This window comes from Rhizobium sp. BK181 (assembly GCF_014193305.1).
Classification (GTDB): Bacteria; Pseudomonadota; Alphaproteobacteria; order Rhizobiales; family Rhizobiaceae; genus Rhizobium.
In genome coordinates this window covers 209,545-227,314 of the sequence record NZ_JACHZA010000004.1, presented here as the reverse complement: position 1 = coordinate 227,314, position 17,770 = coordinate 209,545, and the positions used below count along the sequence as shown (strand labels likewise).

Annotated in this window: 21 protein-coding genes; 10 read left to right on the top strand and 11 right to left on the bottom strand. The window is 60.4% G+C overall.

The window, feature by feature from the left end:
- Positions 1–45: 45 nt before the first annotated feature.
- Genes FHT77_RS13510 through FHT77_RS13500 form a run of 3 tightly spaced genes read right to left on the bottom strand, consistent with a single transcriptional unit; the run spans position 46 to position 3,295 of the window.
- Positions 46–1,329 carry an ABC transporter substrate-binding protein gene (locus tag FHT77_RS13510; RefSeq protein WP_183755509.1) on the bottom strand — a complete coding sequence of 428 codons (1,284 nt, stop codon included), beginning with the start codon at positions 1,327–1,329 and terminating at the stop codon, positions 46–48.
- A 32-nt stretch (positions 1,330–1,361) separates the two neighbouring features.
- Positions 1,362–2,423 carry a maleylacetate reductase gene (locus FHT77_RS13505; RefSeq protein ID WP_183755508.1) on the bottom strand — a complete coding sequence of 354 codons (1,062 nt, stop codon included), beginning with the start codon at positions 2,421–2,423 and terminating at the stop codon, positions 1,362–1,364.
- Positions 2,420–3,295, bottom strand: a complete 876-nt coding sequence (locus FHT77_RS13500; RefSeq protein ID WP_183755507.1) for a dioxygenase — start codon at positions 3,293–3,295, stop codon at positions 2,420–2,422. The genes FHT77_RS13505 and FHT77_RS13500 overlap by 4 nt, the downstream gene beginning before the upstream one ends.
- 96 nt (positions 3,296–3,391) lie before the next feature.
- Between FHT77_RS13500 and FHT77_RS13495 the strand changes: the two genes are divergently transcribed.
- Entirely contained in the window at positions 3,392–4,342 is a 951-nt protein-coding gene (locus FHT77_RS13495; RefSeq protein ID WP_183755506.1) for a LysR family transcriptional regulator, read from the top strand.
- A gap of 32 nt (positions 4,343–4,374) precedes the next feature.
- On the opposite strand, the gene msrB is transcribed toward FHT77_RS13495, so the two are convergent.
- From msrB to FHT77_RS13480, 3 genes are all read right to left on the bottom strand, one after another.
- Positions 4,375–4,857, bottom strand: coding sequence for a peptide-methionine (R)-S-oxide reductase MsrB (gene msrB, locus FHT77_RS13490; RefSeq protein ID WP_016555041.1), 483 nt, complete (start codon positions 4,855–4,857; stop codon positions 4,375–4,377).
- An 80-nt stretch (positions 4,858–4,937) separates the two neighbouring features.
- Positions 4,938–6,224 carry an epoxide hydrolase family protein gene (locus FHT77_RS13485; RefSeq protein ID WP_183755505.1) on the bottom strand — a complete coding sequence of 429 codons (1,287 nt, stop codon included), beginning with the start codon at positions 6,222–6,224 and terminating at the stop codon, positions 4,938–4,940.
- 124 nt (positions 6,225–6,348) lie between these two features.
- The gene (locus FHT77_RS13480; RefSeq protein WP_183755504.1) at positions 6,349–6,744 is read right to left on the bottom strand and encodes an organic hydroperoxide resistance protein; all 396 of its coding nucleotides are present in this window, start codon (positions 6,742–6,744) and stop codon (positions 6,349–6,351) included.
- Positions 6,745–6,891: 147 nt separating this feature from the next.
- On the opposite strand from FHT77_RS13480, the gene FHT77_RS13475 reads away from it, so the two are divergent.
- Positions 6,892–7,398 carry a MarR family winged helix-turn-helix transcriptional regulator gene (locus FHT77_RS13475; protein ID WP_183755503.1) on the top strand — a complete coding sequence of 169 codons (507 nt, stop codon included), beginning with the start codon at positions 6,892–6,894 and terminating at the stop codon, positions 7,396–7,398.
- 114 nt (positions 7,399–7,512) lie between these two features.
- On the opposite strand, the gene FHT77_RS13470 is transcribed toward FHT77_RS13475, so the two are convergent.
- Positions 7,513–8,598 carry a DUF3095 family protein gene (locus tag FHT77_RS13470; protein ID WP_183755502.1) on the bottom strand — a complete coding sequence of 362 codons (1,086 nt, stop codon included), beginning with the start codon at positions 8,596–8,598 and terminating at the stop codon, positions 7,513–7,515.
- A 798-nt stretch (positions 8,599–9,396) separates the two neighbouring features.
- Here FHT77_RS13470 and rpsU point away from each other — a divergent pair.
- The 3 genes from rpsU (at position 9,397) to FHT77_RS13455 (ending at position 10,286) form a co-directional block, all read left to right on the top strand.
- Positions 9,397–9,633, top strand: coding sequence for a 30S ribosomal protein S21 (rpsU, locus tag FHT77_RS13465; RefSeq protein WP_016555047.1), 237 nt, complete (start codon positions 9,397–9,399; stop codon positions 9,631–9,633).
- A 60-nt stretch (positions 9,634–9,693) separates the two neighbouring features.
- Positions 9,694–9,888 carry a hypothetical protein gene (locus FHT77_RS13460; RefSeq protein WP_183755501.1) on the top strand — a complete coding sequence of 65 codons (195 nt, stop codon included), beginning with the start codon at positions 9,694–9,696 and terminating at the stop codon, positions 9,886–9,888.
- A 140-nt stretch (positions 9,889–10,028) separates the two neighbouring features.
- Entirely contained in the window at positions 10,029–10,286 is a 258-nt protein-coding gene (locus FHT77_RS13455) for a DUF982 domain-containing protein (protein ID WP_183755500.1), read from the top strand.
- 139 nt (positions 10,287–10,425) lie between these two features.
- Here the strand turns inward: FHT77_RS13455 and FHT77_RS13450 are convergent, their stop codons facing one another.
- Positions 10,426–10,740, bottom strand: a complete 315-nt coding sequence (locus FHT77_RS13450; protein WP_183755499.1) for a DUF2934 domain-containing protein — start codon at positions 10,738–10,740, stop codon at positions 10,426–10,428.
- Between the two features lie 186 nt (positions 10,741–10,926).
- Here FHT77_RS13450 and FHT77_RS13445 point away from each other — a divergent pair, with 186 nt between their 5' ends.
- Positions 10,927–11,187: a YMGG-like glycine zipper-containing protein gene (locus FHT77_RS13445; RefSeq protein ID WP_016555051.1), complete on the top strand. Its 261-nt coding sequence runs from the start codon at positions 10,927–10,929 to the stop codon at positions 11,185–11,187.
- A gap of 152 nt (positions 11,188–11,339) precedes the next feature.
- On the opposite strand, the gene FHT77_RS13440 is transcribed toward FHT77_RS13445, so the two are convergent.
- Together FHT77_RS13440 and FHT77_RS13435 are read right to left on the bottom strand one after the other, a co-directional pair.
- Complete coding sequence (locus tag FHT77_RS13440; protein ID WP_183755498.1) at positions 11,340–12,098, bottom strand: adenylate/guanylate cyclase domain-containing protein; 759 nt, start codon at positions 12,096–12,098, stop codon at positions 11,340–11,342.
- A 223-nt stretch (positions 12,099–12,321) separates the two neighbouring features.
- Entirely contained in the window at positions 12,322–12,978 is a 657-nt protein-coding gene (locus tag FHT77_RS13435; protein ID WP_183755497.1) for a hypothetical protein, read from the bottom strand.
- Between the two features lie 439 nt (positions 12,979–13,417).
- Here FHT77_RS13435 and FHT77_RS13430 point away from each other — a divergent pair, with 439 nt between their 5' ends.
- The 4 genes from FHT77_RS13430 to FHT77_RS13415 are packed head-to-tail and all read left to right on the top strand — an operon-like array spanning position 13,418 to position 17,086.
- Positions 13,418–14,038, top strand: a complete 621-nt coding sequence (locus FHT77_RS13430) for a TetR/AcrR family transcriptional regulator (protein WP_183755496.1) — start codon at positions 13,418–13,420, stop codon at positions 14,036–14,038.
- On the top strand, positions 14,035–15,000 hold the full coding sequence (locus tag FHT77_RS13425) for an HlyD family secretion protein (protein ID WP_183755495.1): 966 nt from the start codon (positions 14,035–14,037) through the stop codon (positions 14,998–15,000). Before FHT77_RS13430 ends, FHT77_RS13425 begins: the two co-directional genes overlap by 4 nt.
- A complete protein-coding gene (locus FHT77_RS13420) occupies positions 14,997–15,947 on the top strand; it encodes an ABC transporter ATP-binding protein (protein ID WP_183755494.1) in 951 nt (316 codons plus the stop codon). The genes FHT77_RS13425 and FHT77_RS13420 overlap by 4 nt, the downstream gene beginning before the upstream one ends.
- Positions 15,944–17,086 (top strand): ABC transporter permease, encoded by a 1,143-nt coding sequence (locus tag FHT77_RS13415; protein WP_183755493.1) that lies wholly within the window; start codon positions 15,944–15,946, stop codon positions 17,084–17,086. Before FHT77_RS13420 ends, FHT77_RS13415 begins: the two co-directional genes overlap by 4 nt.
- A gap of 43 nt (positions 17,087–17,129) precedes the next feature.
- On the opposite strand, the gene FHT77_RS13410 is transcribed toward FHT77_RS13415, so the two are convergent.
- On the bottom strand, positions 17,130–17,762 hold the full coding sequence (locus tag FHT77_RS13410; RefSeq protein ID WP_183755492.1) for a PQQ-binding-like beta-propeller repeat protein: 633 nt from the start codon (positions 17,760–17,762) through the stop codon (positions 17,130–17,132).
- Between the last annotated feature and the right edge of the window lie 8 nt (positions 17,763–17,770).

The following is a 17,770-nucleotide window of genomic DNA, read 5'->3' as shown; positions in this document are numbered from 1 at the left end:
GGGAGCCGCCTCCACGGCTCCCTCGATCCGCAAGCGCCGATGCGCTCAGGCGATCGGCTCCATCTTTCCGCCAGTCGGAATGTTCGGGGCGGTAGCGTTCTCGACGATGATCAGATCATAACCCTTGCCACCCTGCTTCAGTCGCCACTGGCCTCCGACGAGCGGTGTCTTCGCAACGTTCTTCTGGGCGAACGGCGGCAGCTTGTCGTTGCCCCAGGCGACCGGCCCAACGAGCGTATCGAGCTTCGTTTCGCCGATGACCTTGGCAACCGCCTCGCCGTCGCCGGGTTCGTCGGCGCGCTTCATGACATCGACCGCGAGCTCGAACAGGGCGTGGGCAAAGCCGATCGGCTGCGTCCAGGGACGGCCCGTCGCCTTGGTGAAGGCGTCGGCGACCTGCGCTGCGGTCTCGCCCGTCAACGACGACTTGAAGGGATGGCTTGGCGTCCACCACACTTCGGTCGAAAGATTGTGGCCGGCATCGCCGAGCGATTCCACTGTTTGCGGGAAAAGCAGTGCCTTGCCGACCGAGGCGACCTTCGGCTTGAAGCCCTGCTGCTTCGCCTGGTTCCAGAAGGTTGTAAGGTCTGGCGGGATGACGACGCCGGTGACGATCTCGGCGTTCGCCTGCTTGAAGGCGTTGATCTGCGCGGAAAAATCGTCCGAAAGGTTCTGGAAACGGCCGGGATCGGTCAGCGTATAGCCAAGCTTTTCGAGTACCGGCGGGAAGCCGACGACCTTGTCCCCCCAGGCATTGCCATCGCCATCGTTGGGGAAGAGCCCACCGACCTTCTTGTTGGTCTCGACCTGGCCCCACATGCCGGTGAAGACGGCAATGATATCCTCGAGTCCCCAGAAGAAGTGATAGGCGAAGTTGAACGGTTTCCAGGAATTCGGGTCGCCGGGATTGGCCTGCTGGCCAATGAACCATGGCTGCCACGGTGCCACCGTCGAAATGCACGGCATTTCTTCCGCTTCACAGGTGGTCGACACCGGATTGGTCGTCTCCGGCGTCGAGGAAACGAGCACCAGGTTCACCTCGTCGGTGACGATCAGCTCCTTGGTCACCTCGGCGGCGCGATTGGGATTGGACTGGCTATCCTTGACGACAACCTGATAGTCGAGACCCATCTTCTTTGTCGTCGCGAGAAAGTTCTCGATGACGAACTTGTCGGCCTCGCCGAACGCGGCGAGCGGCCCCGTTTGCGGGCTGACGTAGCCGAGCTTGATGGCGCTCTTCTGCGCAAGCGCAGGCAAGGCCAGCCCGGACGTGGCGGCGAGTACGCCGGTGGCCGCCGTCTGTTTCAGGAAATCGCGTCTGGTTGTCATTTCATTCTCCTCCCATTCCCCCTTGTGTAATGTCAGTTCTCCGGCCTGCGGCCCTCCCAGGCCTGCTGCAGCAGCGCGCGGATCGACGACCGATCAATCGGTCGCGGATTCCAATAAGGATTCTCGACAGCGATCTGGCTTGCCTTGTCGAGATCGGCCTCGGTCAGGCCGAGGTCACGGAGAGCCAGCGGCGCGCCGATCGACTTTGCGAAATCCCAGAGCCCCCCACCGACCGAGCCGCCGAAAATCTCCGCGACAGGCTGAAGAAGCTCCGGCACTGCAACGCCATTGAAGCCCGCGGTATGCGGCAGCATGATCGCATGCGTTTCCGCATGCGGCGTGTCGAAGGTGCCGCCAAGCGTGTGGCAAATCTTGTGGTGCAGCGCCATGCCGACCGTGCCGAGGACCGTGCCGCAAAGCCAGGCGCCATAGAGCCCCTCCGCGCGTGCCTCGATATCGTTTGGCACCGTCGCGATCTTCGGAAGTGCTGACCGGAAGGCACGCAAGCCTTCGACGGCCATGAGCGTCGAGATCGGGTTGCGGTCCTGCGCGTAGAGCGCTTCGACGGCATGGGCCATGGCGTTCAGACCGGAGGTCATCGACATACCGACCGGTAGGCCGGTTGTCAGCGTGGCATCGTAGATCACCACCTCAGGCAGGATCTTCGCCCCCTTCACTGTCGTCTTGCGACCGCCCTCGGTCTGACCAAGGATCGGGGTGACCTCTGACCCTGCGTAGGTCGTTGGAATGACAACCTGCGGCAGGTCGGTGCGGTAGGCGATGGCCTTTCCCAGGCCTGTCGTCGAGCCGCCGCCGAGCGACACGACGCAGTCGGCGCGGCTTTCCTCAACCACTCTCATGGCCGTTTCGGTTACATCGACAGGCGTATGCATCACCGCACCGCTGAACACGCCGACGGCCAGCGGCCCGATCCTTGCGGCCAGCGCCTCGGCATCGCCCTTCTGTTGCGGCGTGGAGAGGACTAGTGCCCTCCGGCAGCCAATCTTCTCGATCCAGCTTCCCACCTCTTGGCTCGCGCCTTCGCCGAAGACGATGTGGGCCGGGCTGCCAGCATAGTGGAATGACAGGCTCATCGTGTTTTCTCCGGTCTTGCGCGCACCATCACGAAGGTGAAATCGACCTGCTTCATCTGCGACACATCTCCGTTGGCCGGGCGAAAGTCGCGGACGAGCTCAGGCTTGACGCCAAACAGCGCATCCTCATGGAGATGCGGATCATTGCGATCGTAGACATGGGTGGTGATCGTCTCGAACCCTGCCGCCCGCACGACAAAATGAAGGTGCGCTGGGCGATGCAGGGGATAGCCCGCCGCCGCCAACAAATGCCCGACAGGGCCATCGTCCGGAACGCTGTACCCCTTCGGCATGACCGTCCGGTAGTTGACGCATCCATTGGCATCGGAGCGGAAGAGGCCGCGCAGGTTATGCTCCGGCTGGAGATCCGGCTGCTGGTTCTCGTAGAGGCCCTGGGCGTTCGCCTGCCAGGTGATGAGCTCGGCCGAAGAGATCGACTGTCCATCGAGATCGATGATCCGTGCCGAAACGCAAAGCGGCACTCCCGCCCCATCGAGCGAAATCGAGCTCCCCAGCGGGCGCTCCGGCACATCGCTGCGAAAGAATGGGCCTCGAATGGTGTTGGGGGTTGCGCCCTTCGGCCGTCTCGAATTGATCTCTTCCACGAGGGCGGAGGCTCCAATCAGATCGGCAAGCAGCACCCATTCCTGACGACGTTCATCGGTGGCATGCCCGACTTCCGTCAGAAACGCGATGACGTTGCGCCACTCGTCCTGGGTGGGCCGGAATTCCTTGATCAGTTCATGCGCGTGCCTGGCGACCGCAGCCATGAGACGTGGCAACTGGCCGCTTTTTCCCGCGGGCATGCGCTCGGCAAACACGTCCGAAGACGTCGCCTCACTGAAAATAAGCGCATCGGCTGCCGTCGGCATGCGTCTCTCCCAAAACCGCATCGTTGGTGAGAGTAAGCTAGCAGTCCTGCAGCGGCCGATTGATGATTTGATTCAGCTTTAATATAACGGATCGTTATGATGATAGACGAACGACACTTGATCCAGCTTGCCGCCGTGGTCAAGACCGGTGGCGTGACCGAGGGAGCAGCCCTTCTCGGGCTCGCGCAACCCGCTGTATCACGCACGCTGTCGATGCTTGAAATGCGTCTCGGCGAACCACTGTTCATCAAAGGCCGCAGGCCGCTGCAGCCGACACCACTTTGCCTCTCGCTGTCGGAGCAAGGGCTGGTAATGCTGGCGGCATCTCGCAAGGCGTCGGACCTCGTGGAAAGCTTTCGCGTCGGCAAAAGCGGTGTAGTGCGCGTCGGAGGCACGCCCTTCTTCATGGATGCGCTGATCGCCGGGCTCTGCGCCGAGTTTCAGGTTACTCGCCCTGATGTTCGGATCGATCAAACCTACGGCTACTTTCCGGATCTCCGTGCCGCACTGAAGGCCGACCAGATCGATCTTGCCATCTGCCCGATCGACATTCTCGACGAAGGATCCGGACTAGAGTTCCAGCAAATCCTGCCCGGGCGCAACGTGATCGCCTGCCGCGTCACACATCCCCTCTTGCTCAAGCGCCGCCTGCAGCCCAGTCAGCTTCTCGATTATCCCTGGGTCGCCCCGCCGCCCGGCAGCCCCCTCCTGGCCGATCTCAGAGCCCTGCTGCTTTCCTTTGGGGGAACCGAGATCAAGGTCCGCTATTCCGGCGGTTCGCTGATGAGTGTCCTCAACTATCTCAAGGCTGCGGACGCGCTCACTGTGATGCCACACAGCGTCGTCTTCGCATTGCGCAAGGAAAAATCCATCACCGCCCTGCCGTTGACGATCCCGCATCCGGAGAGGGCGCTGGCAATCCTCACGCGTGCGGATTCGGTGCGGTCACCAGCAGTCGACCAATTCGTGCAACATATCCGCTCAGGCTTCGAAAGCCTGCGCCACCTCATCAAACGGCATGAGGAAGCGGTGGTCTGGGGGCGGTAGCGGCTTACCGCTACCGCCGTGGTGGCAATCAACTACCGCGCAGGTTTGCCTTCTGGACCGCCGCGGCCAAGCTTGTCAGGAAGCGGCTCGCCCTTCGGTGTGAATTCGAGTGATCCTGAATTGATGCAGAAACGCTCGCCCGTCGGAGGCGGGCCATCCGGGAAGACGTGCCCCTGATGCGCACCGCACCGTGCGCAAACGATCTCGGTCCTGACGATGCCGTAGCGAGTGTCGCGAATACGCCGCAGATGATCGCTTTCGACAGGGGCGGTGAAACTCGGCCAGCCGGTGCCACTCTCGAATTTCTCGACGGCCTTGAACAGGGGAAGGCCGCAAAGGCGGCATGTGTAAAGCCCTTCGCGGTGTTCATGCAGGAACACTCCACAGAACGGCGCCTCCTCCCCATGCTCGAGCAGCAAATGGCGGTCCTCCTCGCTGAGCTCCGCCACAAGCTCTCGCATCTGCTCTCGCGTGGGAGGAGCGAGATCGAATCCAAAATCGACGACATCACGCATCTTGGTCTCCTGGGTGTTCCGGTGATTTCCGGAACACAGTTTAATGTTACGAGAGGACGGATGACGCCATCCGGGTGTGGCTATGACCGCAACGTCCGGAAGGCGGTCCTAACCTCCTCGGAGAAGGCCTCTGGCTGTTCCCAGGCGGCAAAATGACCGCCCTTGTCGAGCTTGTTGAAGTGGATGAGCTTGGGATAGGCCCGCTCCACCCAACTGCGCGGAGCAGCATAGATCTCATCCGGGAAGACGCTGACAGCGACCGGTATCTGGAGATTCTTGACTGCGAAGAAGGCGAGCTTGTTTTCCCAATAGAGTCGCGCCGACGAGACGGCGGTATTCGTCAACCAGTAGAGCGTGACGTTGTCGAGGATGTCGTCTCGCGTCAGGCCTTCCGCTTTCCCGTCGAAGACACGGGCGATCATTTCGTAACTGCGGATATCGTGATCGAGCATCCATGCGGCGAGGCCAACAGGCGAATCCGCGATTCCATAAAGCGTCTGCGGGCGGTTCGCCATTTCGAGCGCATAGCCAAGGCCATGCTTGTAGAAATCGTCGAGCTGCGCGTAGGCGTGCTGTTCATCCGCCGAGAGACCTGCCGGCGGTTTGCCGCCGAGCTGCAATGCCGCGGCAACGTCATCGGGAACGGTGGCCGGCATATTCACGTGAATGCCGAGCAATTGCGGCGGTGCAATCACCGCCATCTGTTCCGAGACTGCATCGCCCCAATCACCGCCCTGGGCGACATAGCGCGTGTATCCAAGCCGATCCATCAGCTCGATCCAGGCATGCGCAATGCGAATGGGGTCCCAACCCGTCTGCGTCGGCTTGCCAGAGAAACCGTGACCGGGCAGCGACGGAATGATCAGGTGGAACGCGTCCGAAGCCTGGCCCCCATGCGCCGTCGGGTTGGTTAGCGGTTCGATGATCTTCAGCTTTTCGATGATCGATCCCGGCCACCCATGTGTGACGATCAGGGGCAAAGCGTCTTCGTGCTTCGAGCGAACATGGATGAAGTGAATATCCAGTCCGTCGATGGTGGTAACGAACTGTGGCAAGGCGTTAAGCCTAGCCTCGACTTTGCGCCAGTCGTAGTCGTTTGCCCAGTATTCCGCCAGCTTTCGCGTCGTTGCGTACTGGACGCCCTGTGAACTGTCGTTGACGGTTTCCTGTTCCGGCCATCGGGTGGCGTTGATGCGCTGGCGCAGGTCTGCGAGCTGCGCGTCGGTTGCCTTGAACTGGAAGGGCCGGATTGCGTTGCCGTTGCCGGCCGCAGCAACGAACGAAGCCGGCAAGAGACTGACTGCACCCGCAACCGCCGCAGAAGCGAGCAGGCTCCGTCGAGTGACCGATGATAATAGAGCTGACATGACGTCCTCCTAAGTGTTCAGGTTCATTCGGGTGCCTGGCGCATTCTTCGCAAAGGCCGGGCACTTCCATGCACGATGGTTAAGATCGGCGATGCCTTGATATCGGCGTCGCTACGAGCCTCGCTCAGACGAGGGTCAGCGACACGTCGATGTTGCCGCGGGTTGCCTTGGAGTACGGGCAGATCTCGTGCGCTGCATGCATCAGCTCCTCTGCGACACCGCGCTCGATGCCTGGCACGCTCACATTGAGGCGCGCCCGCAGAAAGAAGGAACCTCCGTCGACGTTCAGATCGATTTCCGTATCGATCTCAGGATCGACGGGCAGCTTGATCTTCCTCTGTGACGCCGCGAGCTCGATCGCGCCAATGAAGCAGGCCGACCATGCTCCACCAAAAAGACGCTCGGCTGCCGGATGCGGCTGCGAAAGCTGCAGATCCAGTTCGCCATCGCTGCTGCGCGTGAAACCGTCGCGACCGCCCTTGTTGTGAGTCTTGCCGGAAAAAAGAAGCTTCTCAGTCATCGTAAAATCCTTCGCTTTACTCTGTTGATCGCATCCGCTTAAATCGAATGCGATTGAAGTAGTTAAACAGAAAGTCGATGTCAATAGCATTGCGATTTAATCGGATGCGATTTATATATAGAACAAACAATCGAACAGGATATCCTTATGTCCACGTCCAAAACCGCAAAAACCCTAGAGACTGGGATGCCCTCCTCCGGCGAGACCAAGAGCAACGACAAGAAGCTCTCGAACTTCCTTTGCTTCGCCGTGTACTCGGCAAACCTTGCCTTTGGGCGCGCCTACAAGCCGATTCTGGATAAGCTGAATCTGACCTATACGCAGTACATCGCGATGGTGGCGCTTTCCGAGAAGGACGACCAAACCGTGGGAGCGCTCGGCGAAAAGCTGTTCCTGGAGTCAAACACGCTGACCCCGATGCTGAAGAAACTTGAAACTCTCGGCTATATCCAGCGCAAACGTGATTCCGCTGACGAGCGGCAAGTGCGCCTGAGCCTGACGCCGGCTGGACGCGATCTCGTCGCGGCTGATCCCGGCGCACCACTCGTCGAAGCCACGGGCCTCGGGGAGGATTTTCCCGTCGTTCAGAAATCCGTCGTGCGTCTACGCAACAACCTGCTGAAGAGAACGCAGGACAACGCCACGAAGCGCTGATTTCAATGCAATTGAGCGCCTGTTTCGGCGCTCAACTCCCCCTTTGCGCAAATGTTCGCGCGATAAAAAGCGCCGGCCCTTGGACCGACGCCCGTTGCGACAGGAGCCCTCGTCCTACCGCGATGACACCAAGGGAAGCAGTTCTGCCTCCATCATCTCGGCTGCCTTGGCATACCCGCCGCCCATGCCATCCAGGAAGTGCAAGTGCGACTCGGGTCGCCCGGAAGGCACGAAGCAGGTCATCAACGCGTGAGACTGGCGGTGCAGTCCGAAGTTAATCTCGCCACGCGCCTTTGCGGCAACGAGCATGGCTTCGACAGTTTCGATCTGCTCAGGCGTGCAGTCGAGCGTAAGACGCAGGCCATCGTCGTACTTGCGAAAGTCCGAGTTTGAAGCCACCGTCGACCATCCTTCGAGATCCAATGACCTAGTACCGTCCCTGGGAACGGCTGTATCCCGGGACAAAGGTTGCGCGTGCTGCGCGCCGGCCTCCAGAACGGAAAGCACGCATCCGGCCACCGACGCAAAGGCCTCAGGACTGGCCTGTTCATATGGTTCGACCAACAGCGACAGGATCTCGCCTCGCTGGCTGGGAAACGGCTTCCAATCACAGGTCAGCCCGGTCAGATCAGGCTCCGTCGTGTAGCTGCCCGGCTTCACCAGGTACCGCCCCCTCTTGATTTGCCGCTCGGCCCATTTGAGACCACCGCCGGCAAACATCGCGTAAGTTGCACTTTCAGAGGCAGCATACCGTGCGATGCGCACATCATGCCCGTTCGAACGGATTTCGCCGACAGTCAGCAAACCGACGCGAAGGGCAAGGTCAAGACTGCTCCGTGCGAAGTTAGCGACCTGCCGCATTGCCGAAATCGCGGTCATGATCCCATGCGGCGGTAGCGCGAACGCAGCCCCGTCGCCGCGAAACACAAAGGGAAAATCGAAGTCGCCCCAGGCATTTCCGACTGCGGCGATCACCGACGCACCAGCGTAGTTGACGTCTTCGTACCGCCCCGACTTGATCGCCAACGTCGAACTGACCACGTCGGTGATGCCGATCAGCCAATCATCGGGCAACGCTTCGTAGACGGAGGGATCGAGCATCATCGTGAACTCGCCATAGGCCGGGGACGCGTTCGGATGATTGCCGGCCGTCAGGGCATCAGCTTGCGCGATTGTAGTGCCCGATTCCATCGACGGCATGAACCTGTTCCCGTGCCACATAGACAAATCCCTCGCTGAATTCAATTCGCGCGCCAGTAACTCGTATGCGCCGTAAATAAACGGAAGGGGCAACAATGTCAATATGCGATTTAATCGGATACGATCGTAATACGTGGGCGAATCACTGCTGTGACACCGGCAGCGCGATAGAGACATCATCCGAAATGGGGTCGGTGCGAGCCACGTTTTCGTGGTTCAAACGCACGATACCACCGAAAGGCTCATATGCACCGCCCCCGTGCCCCCAAAGTACATGTGGATTACCGTATCTGGTAAATTCCATGTTCCGTCACTTCGAGTAGCATGTGCTTGGATGATTACATTTCCTAGTCATCAAGAGGTCACTGCAAAACTCACATCGTCTGTTTTGCGGTGACCTCGCCAAAACCCTCGACACGACCGGCACCTAAACGGCGCTTCGAACGGAAGCCTTGCAACGCGCGTTCCGTGTTCCCATCTTAGGTCGGTCACCCAAAACTCTAACTGACATGGTCGACGCGACAGCGTCGCATTTTGCTGTGTTTCCTCCGTTCGCGTGATGGAAGCCGAGGGCGCCATGTCGAAATGCCGCCTACGCGGCAAAGGACTTTAATTGAACAAACCAAACACGCCTGCTGCTCCGGCAGCGTGTCCGCGCGAGCGCGATGACGCTGCTCGCCACCCGGACGAGAACTGGAAACCTTACCCCTGCCTACTCACGCGTCGTGAATTGCAGGAATTGATTGCCGAACAGCTTGGCTGAGAGGCATGCCGACCCTCAAGAACAAGGAGAAAAACATGCAGGTCATCGTCAGAGATAACAACGTCGAACAGGCCATGCGCGCATTGAAGAAAAAGATGCAGCGCGAGGGGCTCTTCCGCGAAATGAAGGCACGCAAAGCCTACGAGAAACCATCGGAGCGCCGCGTACGCGAACGGGCGCAGGCTATCGCCAGACAGCGCAAAGCCGCCCGGAAGAGATTGCAGCGGGAGGGCCTCCTGGCCTCCCCCAAACGGCGCCCGTCGGCCCGATAATTTGTCACGATGCTGTCGCCGACGTCGTCGGTGACAGCCCCAACCCGAGAAGGGTCAATGATGGAAGAACTGCATAGCCTGACTGTTTCGGATGAACGGCTGGAAGATTGCCGCGATGTGATCGAACCGGATCTCCAGGATCTGATCCGAACGACAATTGCCTCCGGCTTTAGCGCCGAAGAGGTACTGATCGCAATTAGCGAACTCGTGGCCGAGGACTACGCGGTCTTAGCCAAGCTGCCGAGTGTCCACTGATTAGTCCGCGCCGACTGGTCGACGGTTGCCTCGGCCAGTATGTGCATGAGGAACAAGATACTCCAACATGACGGGTGTTGATCGGTTGCGACGAATACCTACATCCCCGGTATCGTTTGTTGGCAACGAGGAGGTTCATCATGAACACTATCAGCCACGCAACCGAACCAAGATGGGCCGCGCCGGTGGCTATCCGGATTGGCGCGCGCCCCTCCGAGCATATCCATGGTCCGGCAGAAGCGGTTGACTATCTGGAACACAGGTGGCCGATCGAAAACAGCATGCATCTGGAAGCGGCGAAGCGCAGATGTGTGGAAGCCATGAACTATCTCGCGCACCTGGAAGCCTCCAGAGACGCTTTCGTTGCAGCCGCAGTGGAGGCCAAGGTGCTAGCGTAGCCCCGCTTTGGGCGAGGGTGGCTGAGATGATTTGGCCACCTTCCGCAGATCACGCGCAAATCCCATCACACGCCCCGGCGGCGCACGTCATATGGCACGGATACATCCTCCTACAGCGACCAACGCTGCGGGGTATGATCTAGTGTGTCGTCACGGACTTCGGAGACCGAGCGCGACGGGGCTTGTCCCCCGGAGCCGCGGTTATTGCGATGGCAGCCACCTTTGTCTTCTTTCCTGGCTGCTTTTCGGCCGCGGATTTCGCCGGTGCGCGCGGCTTGGCGGATTTAGCCTTGGCAGTCGATTTTGTCGAAACGCGAGCGGCCGCGGCATCGACCTGCTCGCCGAATTCCTTGAAAGCTTGCAGCCAATGCTTCATGTCCTGGCCGTGGGGGCGGCCTTCCTGCTCCCAGATCTCGTAGGCGCGGTGACGGATTTTCTCTTCACGCTCGTTCATCACAGGGATCCTGCTCTTCGTTGCAACCCGATCTTAACTGGCGCAAGCAGCCCATTAGGCAATGGAGGTCCGGCATCGATTGATCGAAAGAAGCCGGCGTGGGCAGCCGGCTAAAGCAGCGATTGTCTTTTCCGAAATGCACCTATCTACCAATGCGCGTGCGACCTCAATCAGAAGGAAAACGACATGAAACGTCTATCGATTTTGCTGCTTCTGGCAGGAGTGACGCTTGCCGGATGCACCCCGACTGAGCAGGGCTTAGGCATTGGTGCCGCCTCGGGCGCAGTCATCGGCGGCGTGGCGACCGGAAACGTCCGCGGTGCCGCAGTGGGCGCCGCAATCGGTGGCGCCGCTGGCGCAGTCATCGGCAACGTCGCCGGGCAGCCTGGCCAGTGCTACTATCGGGATCGCTATGGCCGTCGATATGTCGCCTCCTGCCCGCGCTGAGGACAATGCAGCATAGCATCGATACGTCAAGGCGCCGGCTTCGCGCGTGCCCTCCAATCCAATCGCCTCGGATCGCGACCGTGGCTCTAGCAACCTGACCTTGGTCGCGATAGCTGCGCGATGGGTGGGCGCGGGAGGTGCACGAGTGCAAATTAAGTCCTAACCAGTACGCTCGCCTGCACCGGCAGTTCTATCCCCTTAAGGGTGAGCGGACGGACCTGCGCCTCGGACGCTAGCGGCCCGGCCTGAACGACGGTTTCCGGCGACATGACGATCTCGCCTGCGCCCGCCTGAGATTCCAGTCTGGCCGCCAAATTGACAGCGCCGCCGATCGCCGTGAAATCGCTCCGGAAGCTCGAAAACTCACCGATCTCGACCTCGCCGCTGTGGACACCAACTCCCACACCCACGTGGTGAGCCACATCCAAAGCTTCGAGAGCCGTCTTGCAGCGCCGTTGTATATCCATCGCAGCCATGACAGCGGCAGCCGCGTGATCCTTTCTCAAGATGGGAAAATTGAAGATCGCCATCAATCCGTCGCCCATCTGCTTGTTGACGATCCCGTCATGAGCCCAGACCGCCTGCGCGCATCGATCTTGAAACAAGCTGACGATATCACTCAATCTGACCGGTTCGATCTGCTCGGAAAGAGCCGTGAACCCTCTGATATCGGCGAACAGAATGGTGACCGTGGCGGCGATATGGCGCTGTTTCTTGACATAGCGAAACGAGCGCTCGCAAATCGTGCAGATGTTCGGGTTCATCTTGCTGCGGGTAACACCAAACATGCGGAACGGCAGCGCGAGCGCCCCCCGGATCGGGATCGGCACGCGCATTTGATCCCAGCACCCACGGCAGATTTGCGCGTCCCGGTGATTGGTCGGATCAGTGGAATCGGAGGCTATTGTCATGGTCTAGGCTGTCCCGGCAGACGTCCGCTATTCCCTTGCATTCGCAAACTTCTGACATTTGCGCGCATTTGGCAACTTAGGGAGGAAACGGCTACCACGACAGCGCAAGGGCCGCCTCTGCGGCGACGCCGGGGCAACGCTCGCCGGGTTTATCGAGGCAATGGTCCTCGGACGGAAGAGGGCGCCGCTTCGCGCCCTCCCACTGAAATCCTGTGCCATTCCGCTAAGGCATCGACACGACCATCTTGCAGAGTTTCGTGAGGCTCGCCTCATATCCGCCCGAGCGTAGCACGTCCTTGCAACGGAGCTTTGCTTTCGCCCGATCCATGGCCGACATGTCGTTGATAGCCATCAACGCCGGCTTGGTAGGCGATGAACTGCCGAAACCGCTCGCTCCATTCGCGCCAACGGAACCGCCAGGACCGCCGGACCCGACTGAATTGGGATCATTTACCGAAGGCACCCCAAGCCTGGCATCGAGCAGCGTATTTCCGCCCGCCCCTACCGTCGCGTTGGCGGTCGCAAGCCTGGAGCCGCCGACATTCGCGTTGACATCAGCATTGATGCCGCCGGAGCCGCCAACACTGGCCGTCGTACTGACACCGATCCTGCTGCTGCTCCCGCCGACAGATGTATTGCTATTGATGCCACTGGCCCCGCCCACCGAAGCATCGACGCCAAGTCCACCGCTGGATCTGCCGCCGTTGTTGGCGTTGATGCCACTTGCACCCCCGACGGACACGCCGAGGCCCCCATTGCTATTACTGCCGATACTGACTCCATTGTTGCCGCCGATATCCAAGGCGTCTGCCTGCATCGGAACGATAATGGCCGCGCAGCCAAGCGCCACCGCGGCAACGGCCGATTTATAGCACTGCATTGTCATCCTCCATTGTCTCCAGCCGAGGCCCAATGCTTCGGCAAAGAAGAAATGAAGCGCGCACTTCATGCTCGGCGGTTAAGCAACCAAGAGTGGGTGTCCATCTGCCGATCTAGACCTATAAAAACATTCGAACCCCCTAACGTTCCCCCAAATTCGCGTATAGGTTAATTATTTCTCTTCATACGCCTCTAAACACCTCCTTTGGATTGAGTCGATATCGTTTCCGCTCGAATACCGCGCTGCGCCCTATCCGTGCGACACCCCTCCTAGCCAACCGATCGGCAATCGCTGAAGTCGGCGTCTCGGGGACTTTTCCATATCCTGTTCCTTCTGGTTTCGAGACTGCGAGCAGATGCGCTCCGTCGGACAACCGTTGCAAACAGCAGCCCATTGTGTTAATGACTGTCCAGTCAGTCATATTGAAGGCTAAGAACGAATGCCAGAGAAAAAACGCGAGAGACGAGACCCTGAGCTACGTCGGGCCGAGATCCTGAAGGCCGCCCTTGCCTGTTTTGCAGAACGCGGGTTCGCAGCAACACGCATGGAGGATGTCGCTGCGCGGGCCGGCATCGCCAAGGGTACGGTCTACCTGCACTTCCCCGACAAGGAGCGGCTGTTTATCGAGCTTGTGTCCGGCATCGCCTCACCGATCCTCGGCGAGGTCGGCGGCATGATCCAGAACGAGACGATCCCGGCGCGCACCGTGGTCTCCATGTTCTATTCCCTCTTCAAGCGCGAAGTCCTCGAGACCGAGCGTCGCCACATGCTGCGGCTGATCCTCGCCGAAGGCCCGATGTTTCCTGTCGTAACCGAGTTCTACCATCGCGAAATCATCACCAAGGGTCTCGCGATCCTGCGCGTCGTGCTTGGGCGCGCTGCAGCTCGCGGTGAATTGCGCAATCCTGCAGTCGCAGAAGTGCCGCAACTGGTCATGGCTCCCGCCTTGATGACGGTCGTTTGGGCAACGCTTTTTGAGGGGTACGAGCACCTCGACGCGCAGAAACTTTTCGATACGTTCCTCAACACACTCTTCGTGCCGGAAGGAGGCGCGAAATGAAACGGCTCCTTATTGTCGCGATCGTGGCCGCTGCGGCGCTCGCCACCCTGCCTCTTCTGTTCTCCGACAAGTCGCAACGCGCCTACCAAGGCTGGGTTGAGGCCGACACGCTGTTCATTGGCGCCGACACGAGCGGTCGCGTGGTCAAGCTCGACGTCGCCGAGGGCCAGGGCATTGCTCCCGGCGAACCGCTCTTCAGCCTGGATGCTCAAACCGAGGAGGCCGCTGTTGGCTCGGCACGCGCGTCGCTGGCCCGACTGCAAGCCGAACTCGAACTCGCCGAGGCCGCCCAGAAACGGCCGGAGGAAATGGACATGCTGCGCGCCAGCGAACGCGAGGCAGTCGCACGGCTGGCGCTTGCGTCGCAGGACCTCGACCGCACCCGCGCTCTGGTCGGACGTGGTACGGCGACACAGGCCCGTCTCGATACCGCAACGGCCACCGAGGCTGCCAATCGTGCCTCCCTCGATAATGTCCGCAGCCAAATTACGCTTGGCAACATGCCTGCCCGCGTCGAGATGCTGCGCCAGGCGCGGCAGGCCGTTGCCGCGGCGAAAGCGGATCTCGCCTCAGCAGAAGCCGCGCTCGCCCGCCGTTTCGTCTCGGCTCCGGCAACAGGCAGTATCGAGACCATCTATTACCGCGCTGGCGAGGTTGTCCCTGCCGGCCGGCCGATCGTCGCGCTCCTGCCGCCCGAGAACATCCGCATTCGCTTCTTCGTGCCCGAGACCGAGATCGCGCTGTTCTCGCTGGATCAATCGATCCGGGTCACATGCAATGCTTGCCAGCCAACAGATGCGAAGATCAGCTTCATCTCAAAGACCGTCGAATATACGCCGCCGGTCATCTACAGTCTCGAGGAGCGCGCCAAACTCGTCTACCGCGTCGAGGCGATCCCCGCCGATGCAAAGGCACTGCGCCCCGGCCAGCCGGTGGATGTCACTGCGGGAGTCCGCCCATGAGCGACACGGCACCGGCCGTCGACAGTCCTGAGACTGTGATCGATGTCCATCATCTCACCAAGACTTTCGGCAGCCGAAAGGTCGTCGACGACGTATCGATGTCGGTAAAAAAGGGCCGGATTCACGGCTTTCTCGGACCGAATGGTTCCGGCAAGACGACGACGATCCGCATGCTTTGCGGCCTGCTGACGCCAGATAGCGGTGACGGCACGTGCCTTGGCTTCGACATCCTCACCGAGAGCGACCGCATCCGCCGCCGCGTCGGCTACATGACGCAGAAATTTTCGCTCTACCAGGATCTCTCGATCCGGGAGAACCTCGAGTTCGTCGCCCGCGTCTACGGCCTTGCCGATGCTCGCGGCAAAGCCACCGCTGCGATTGAACGTTTGGGCCTGAAGGGCCGCGAAGGGCAGCTTGCTGGAGAGCTCTCCGGTGGCTGGAAGCAGCGGCTCGCGCTGGGCGCCTGTATCCTACCTGAACCGGCATTGCTTCTCCTCGACGAGCCTACGGCAGGCGTTGATCCCAAGGCGCGCCGTGACTTCTGGAATGAGATTCACGCGCTTGCCGCCGAAGGCCTCTCGGTCCTGGTGTCCACCCACTACATGGACGAGGCAGAGCGGTGCCATGAGATCGCCTATATCGCCTATGGCAAATTGCTTGCGCAGGGAACGGTGGACGAGGTGATCGCCAGCACCGGGCTCGTCACTTGGACCGTTTCGGGAACGGACGTGCACCGCCTTCAATCAGAACTCGAGAACCAGCCAGGCGTCGACATGATCGCCCCGTTCGGGACGAGCTTGCATGTTGCCGGCCGGGACCCACAGGCGCTCGAAAATGCAATCGCGCCCTATCGGGAACGGCCCGATCTCAAGTGGCAAAAGGGCGAAGCGACGCTGGAGGATGCCTTCATCGACCTGATGCGCCGCTCCGAGGACAATTTCCAATGACAACGACGAACGGCAACGGCATCTCATTCGGGCGCTTCTGGGCGATGACCATCAAGGAATTCATCCAGATGACCCGCGACCGCATAACGCTGGCAACGATGGTTGCCTTGCCGATCATGCAGCTGTTCCTATTTGGCTTTGCCATCAACACGACGCCGCACAACCTGCCGACCGCAGTGCTGATGCGCGAAAACACCGATGTCGGCCGGTCGATTTTGGCGGCCCTTGCGAACACCGATTTCTTCGAGATCCGTTCCGTCGTAACCCGAGCCGAAGACATGGATTGGCTTCTGGAATCCGGCAAGGTGCTGTTCGTCGTGGAGATTCCCGAGGGATTCGAACGCTCGCTTCGCCGCGGTGATACGCCTTCACTGCTGGTCGCCGCCGATGCGACCGATCCCGTCGCGTCAAGCTCAGCTTTAGGTGCGCTTTCCGGCATCGTGACGTCGGCGCTGGTGAACGACCGGCAGGTCGAGTTCACCGAGCCGACCAAGCCCGCCTTTTCCATCGTCCAGCACCGTCGCTACAACCCAGCCGGTTCATCCACCCTGAACATCGTGCCTGGCCTGCTTGGTACCATCCTGACCATGACATTGCTGATTTTCACGGCCCTCTCGGTTACCCGGGAGGTCGAACGCGGTACGATGGAAAACCTGCTTTCGATGCCGATCAAGCCGCTGGAAATCATGCTGGGCAAGATCACGCCCTATGTGCTGATCGGCCTTGTCCAGTCGTTGCTGATCATCACGGCCGGCCTGCTGGTCTTCGGAGTGCCAATTCTCGGCAATCCTGCTTCGCTGGCAGCCGCGACCACGCTTTTCGTCATCACCAATCTCTCGATCGGCTACACCTTCTCGACGATCGCGGCCAATCAGCTGCAGGCTATGCAGATGGCGATGATGTTCTTCCTGCCGAATATTCTGTTGTCTGGCTTCATGTTCCCGTTCGCCGGGATGCCGAAATGGGCGCAATGGATCGGTGAGGCCCTGCCCCTCACCCACTACATCCGCATCGTCAGGGCGATCATGCTGAAGGGCGCCAGTATCGAAACGCTTGCTTATGACACCATCGCCCTCGCCTGTCTGATGGGCGTGGCCATGCTCATCGCCGTCCGCCGCTTCCGCCGGACCTTGGACTAGGAGTCGAGTGAAGCCCCGACCGAGCAGGCGCGGGCTGCACGAACTACCGGGGCCGGCGAACGGCCCGGACTTTGCCGCTGTTACCACCGCCGCAAAACAGGCGATCACCGCCATCGGATTCAAGCCCCGACACCGTAAGGCCGGGCGGCATATCGAGGAGTTCCAGCACGCGCCCGCTCTTGGGTTCCAGGCGCCTGATGTCGCTCTCATCGCCTTCCCAAGTCGCGTGCCAGAGTTCGCCATCCACCCAGGTCACGCCGGTCACGAACCGGTTGGACTCTATGCTGCGAAGAACCGCGCCGGTCTCCGGATCGACCTGATGGATCTTTCGGCCGCGGTAGTCTCCAACCCAGAGCGTTCCTTCGGCCCAGGCGAGCCCGGAATCACCGCCGTTCGCCGGTGCCGGGATCGTCGTGAGCACCGCGCCGGTTTTCGGATCGATCTTCTGGATGCGATCCTCGGCAATCTGAAACAGGTAGCGTCCATCGAAGGCAGTCCCTGCATGAGCCGCCACGTCGATCGTTTGCACCAGCTCACCGGCATCGGGATCGAAGGCATTGAGCCTGTCGCCGGATGCAAACCACACATGTCGCCCGTCATAGGTGACGCCGCCCACCTGGTTCACATCCGCAAAGGGACCATATTCGCGAAGGATTTCAGCTTTGGAATGTTTCATGCGCCTAT

Bases quoted from the DNA above. Each gene is read 5' to 3' on its own strand.
- FHT77_RS13475 (WP_183755503.1), top strand. From the start codon at position 6,892: ATGTCCACGTCCAAAACCGCAAAAACCCTAGAGACTGGGATGCCCTCC.
- FHT77_RS13485 (WP_183755505.1), bottom strand. From the start codon at position 6,224: ATGTCAGCTCTATTATCATCGGTCACTCGACGGAGCCTGCTCGCTTCT.
- FHT77_RS13420 (WP_183755494.1), top strand. From the start codon at position 14,997: ATGAGCGACACGGCACCGGCCGTCGACAGTCCTGAGACTGTGATCGAT.
- msrB (WP_016555041.1), bottom strand. From the start codon at position 4,857: ATGCGTGATGTCGTCGATTTTGGATTCGATCTCGCTCCTCCCACGCGA.
- FHT77_RS13415 (WP_183755493.1), top strand. From the start codon at position 15,944: ATGACAACGACGAACGGCAACGGCATCTCATTCGGGCGCTTCTGGGCG.
- FHT77_RS13435 (WP_183755497.1), bottom strand. From the start codon at position 12,978: ATGCAGTGCTATAAATCGGCCGTTGCCGCGGTGGCGCTTGGCTGCGCG.
- FHT77_RS13410 (WP_183755492.1), bottom strand. From the start codon at position 17,762: ATGAAACATTCCAAAGCTGAAATCCTTCGCGAATATGGTCCCTTTGCG.
- rpsU (WP_016555047.1), top strand. From the start codon at position 9,397: ATGCAGGTCATCGTCAGAGATAACAACGTCGAACAGGCCATGCGCGCA.
- FHT77_RS13460 (WP_183755501.1), top strand. From the start codon at position 9,694: ATGGAAGAACTGCATAGCCTGACTGTTTCGGATGAACGGCTGGAAGAT.
- FHT77_RS13505 (WP_183755508.1), bottom strand. From the start codon at position 2,423: ATGAGCCTGTCATTCCACTATGCTGGCAGCCCGGCCCACATCGTCTTC.
- FHT77_RS13445 (WP_016555051.1), top strand. From the start codon at position 10,927: ATGAAACGTCTATCGATTTTGCTGCTTCTGGCAGGAGTGACGCTTGCC.
- FHT77_RS13450 (WP_183755499.1), bottom strand. From the start codon at position 10,740: ATGAACGAGCGTGAAGAGAAAATCCGTCACCGCGCCTACGAGATCTGG.
- FHT77_RS13430 (WP_183755496.1), top strand. From the start codon at position 13,418: ATGCCAGAGAAAAAACGCGAGAGACGAGACCCTGAGCTACGTCGGGCC.
- FHT77_RS13510 (WP_183755509.1), bottom strand. From the start codon at position 1,329: ATGACAACCAGACGCGATTTCCTGAAACAGACGGCGGCCACCGGCGTA.
- FHT77_RS13470 (WP_183755502.1), bottom strand. From the start codon at position 8,598: ATGCCGTCGATGGAATCGGGCACTACAATCGCGCAAGCTGATGCCCTG.
- FHT77_RS13455 (WP_183755500.1), top strand. From the start codon at position 10,029: ATGAACACTATCAGCCACGCAACCGAACCAAGATGGGCCGCGCCGGTG.
- FHT77_RS13440 (WP_183755498.1), bottom strand. From the start codon at position 12,098: ATGACAATAGCCTCCGATTCCACTGATCCGACCAATCACCGGGACGCG.
- FHT77_RS13500 (WP_183755507.1), bottom strand. From the start codon at position 3,295: ATGCCGACGGCAGCCGATGCGCTTATTTTCAGTGAGGCGACGTCTTCG.
- FHT77_RS13425 (WP_183755495.1), top strand. From the start codon at position 14,035: ATGAAACGGCTCCTTATTGTCGCGATCGTGGCCGCTGCGGCGCTCGCC.
- FHT77_RS13480 (WP_183755504.1), bottom strand. From the start codon at position 6,744: ATGACTGAGAAGCTTCTTTTTTCCGGCAAGACTCACAACAAGGGCGGT.
- FHT77_RS13495 (WP_183755506.1), top strand. From the start codon at position 3,392: ATGATGATAGACGAACGACACTTGATCCAGCTTGCCGCCGTGGTCAAG.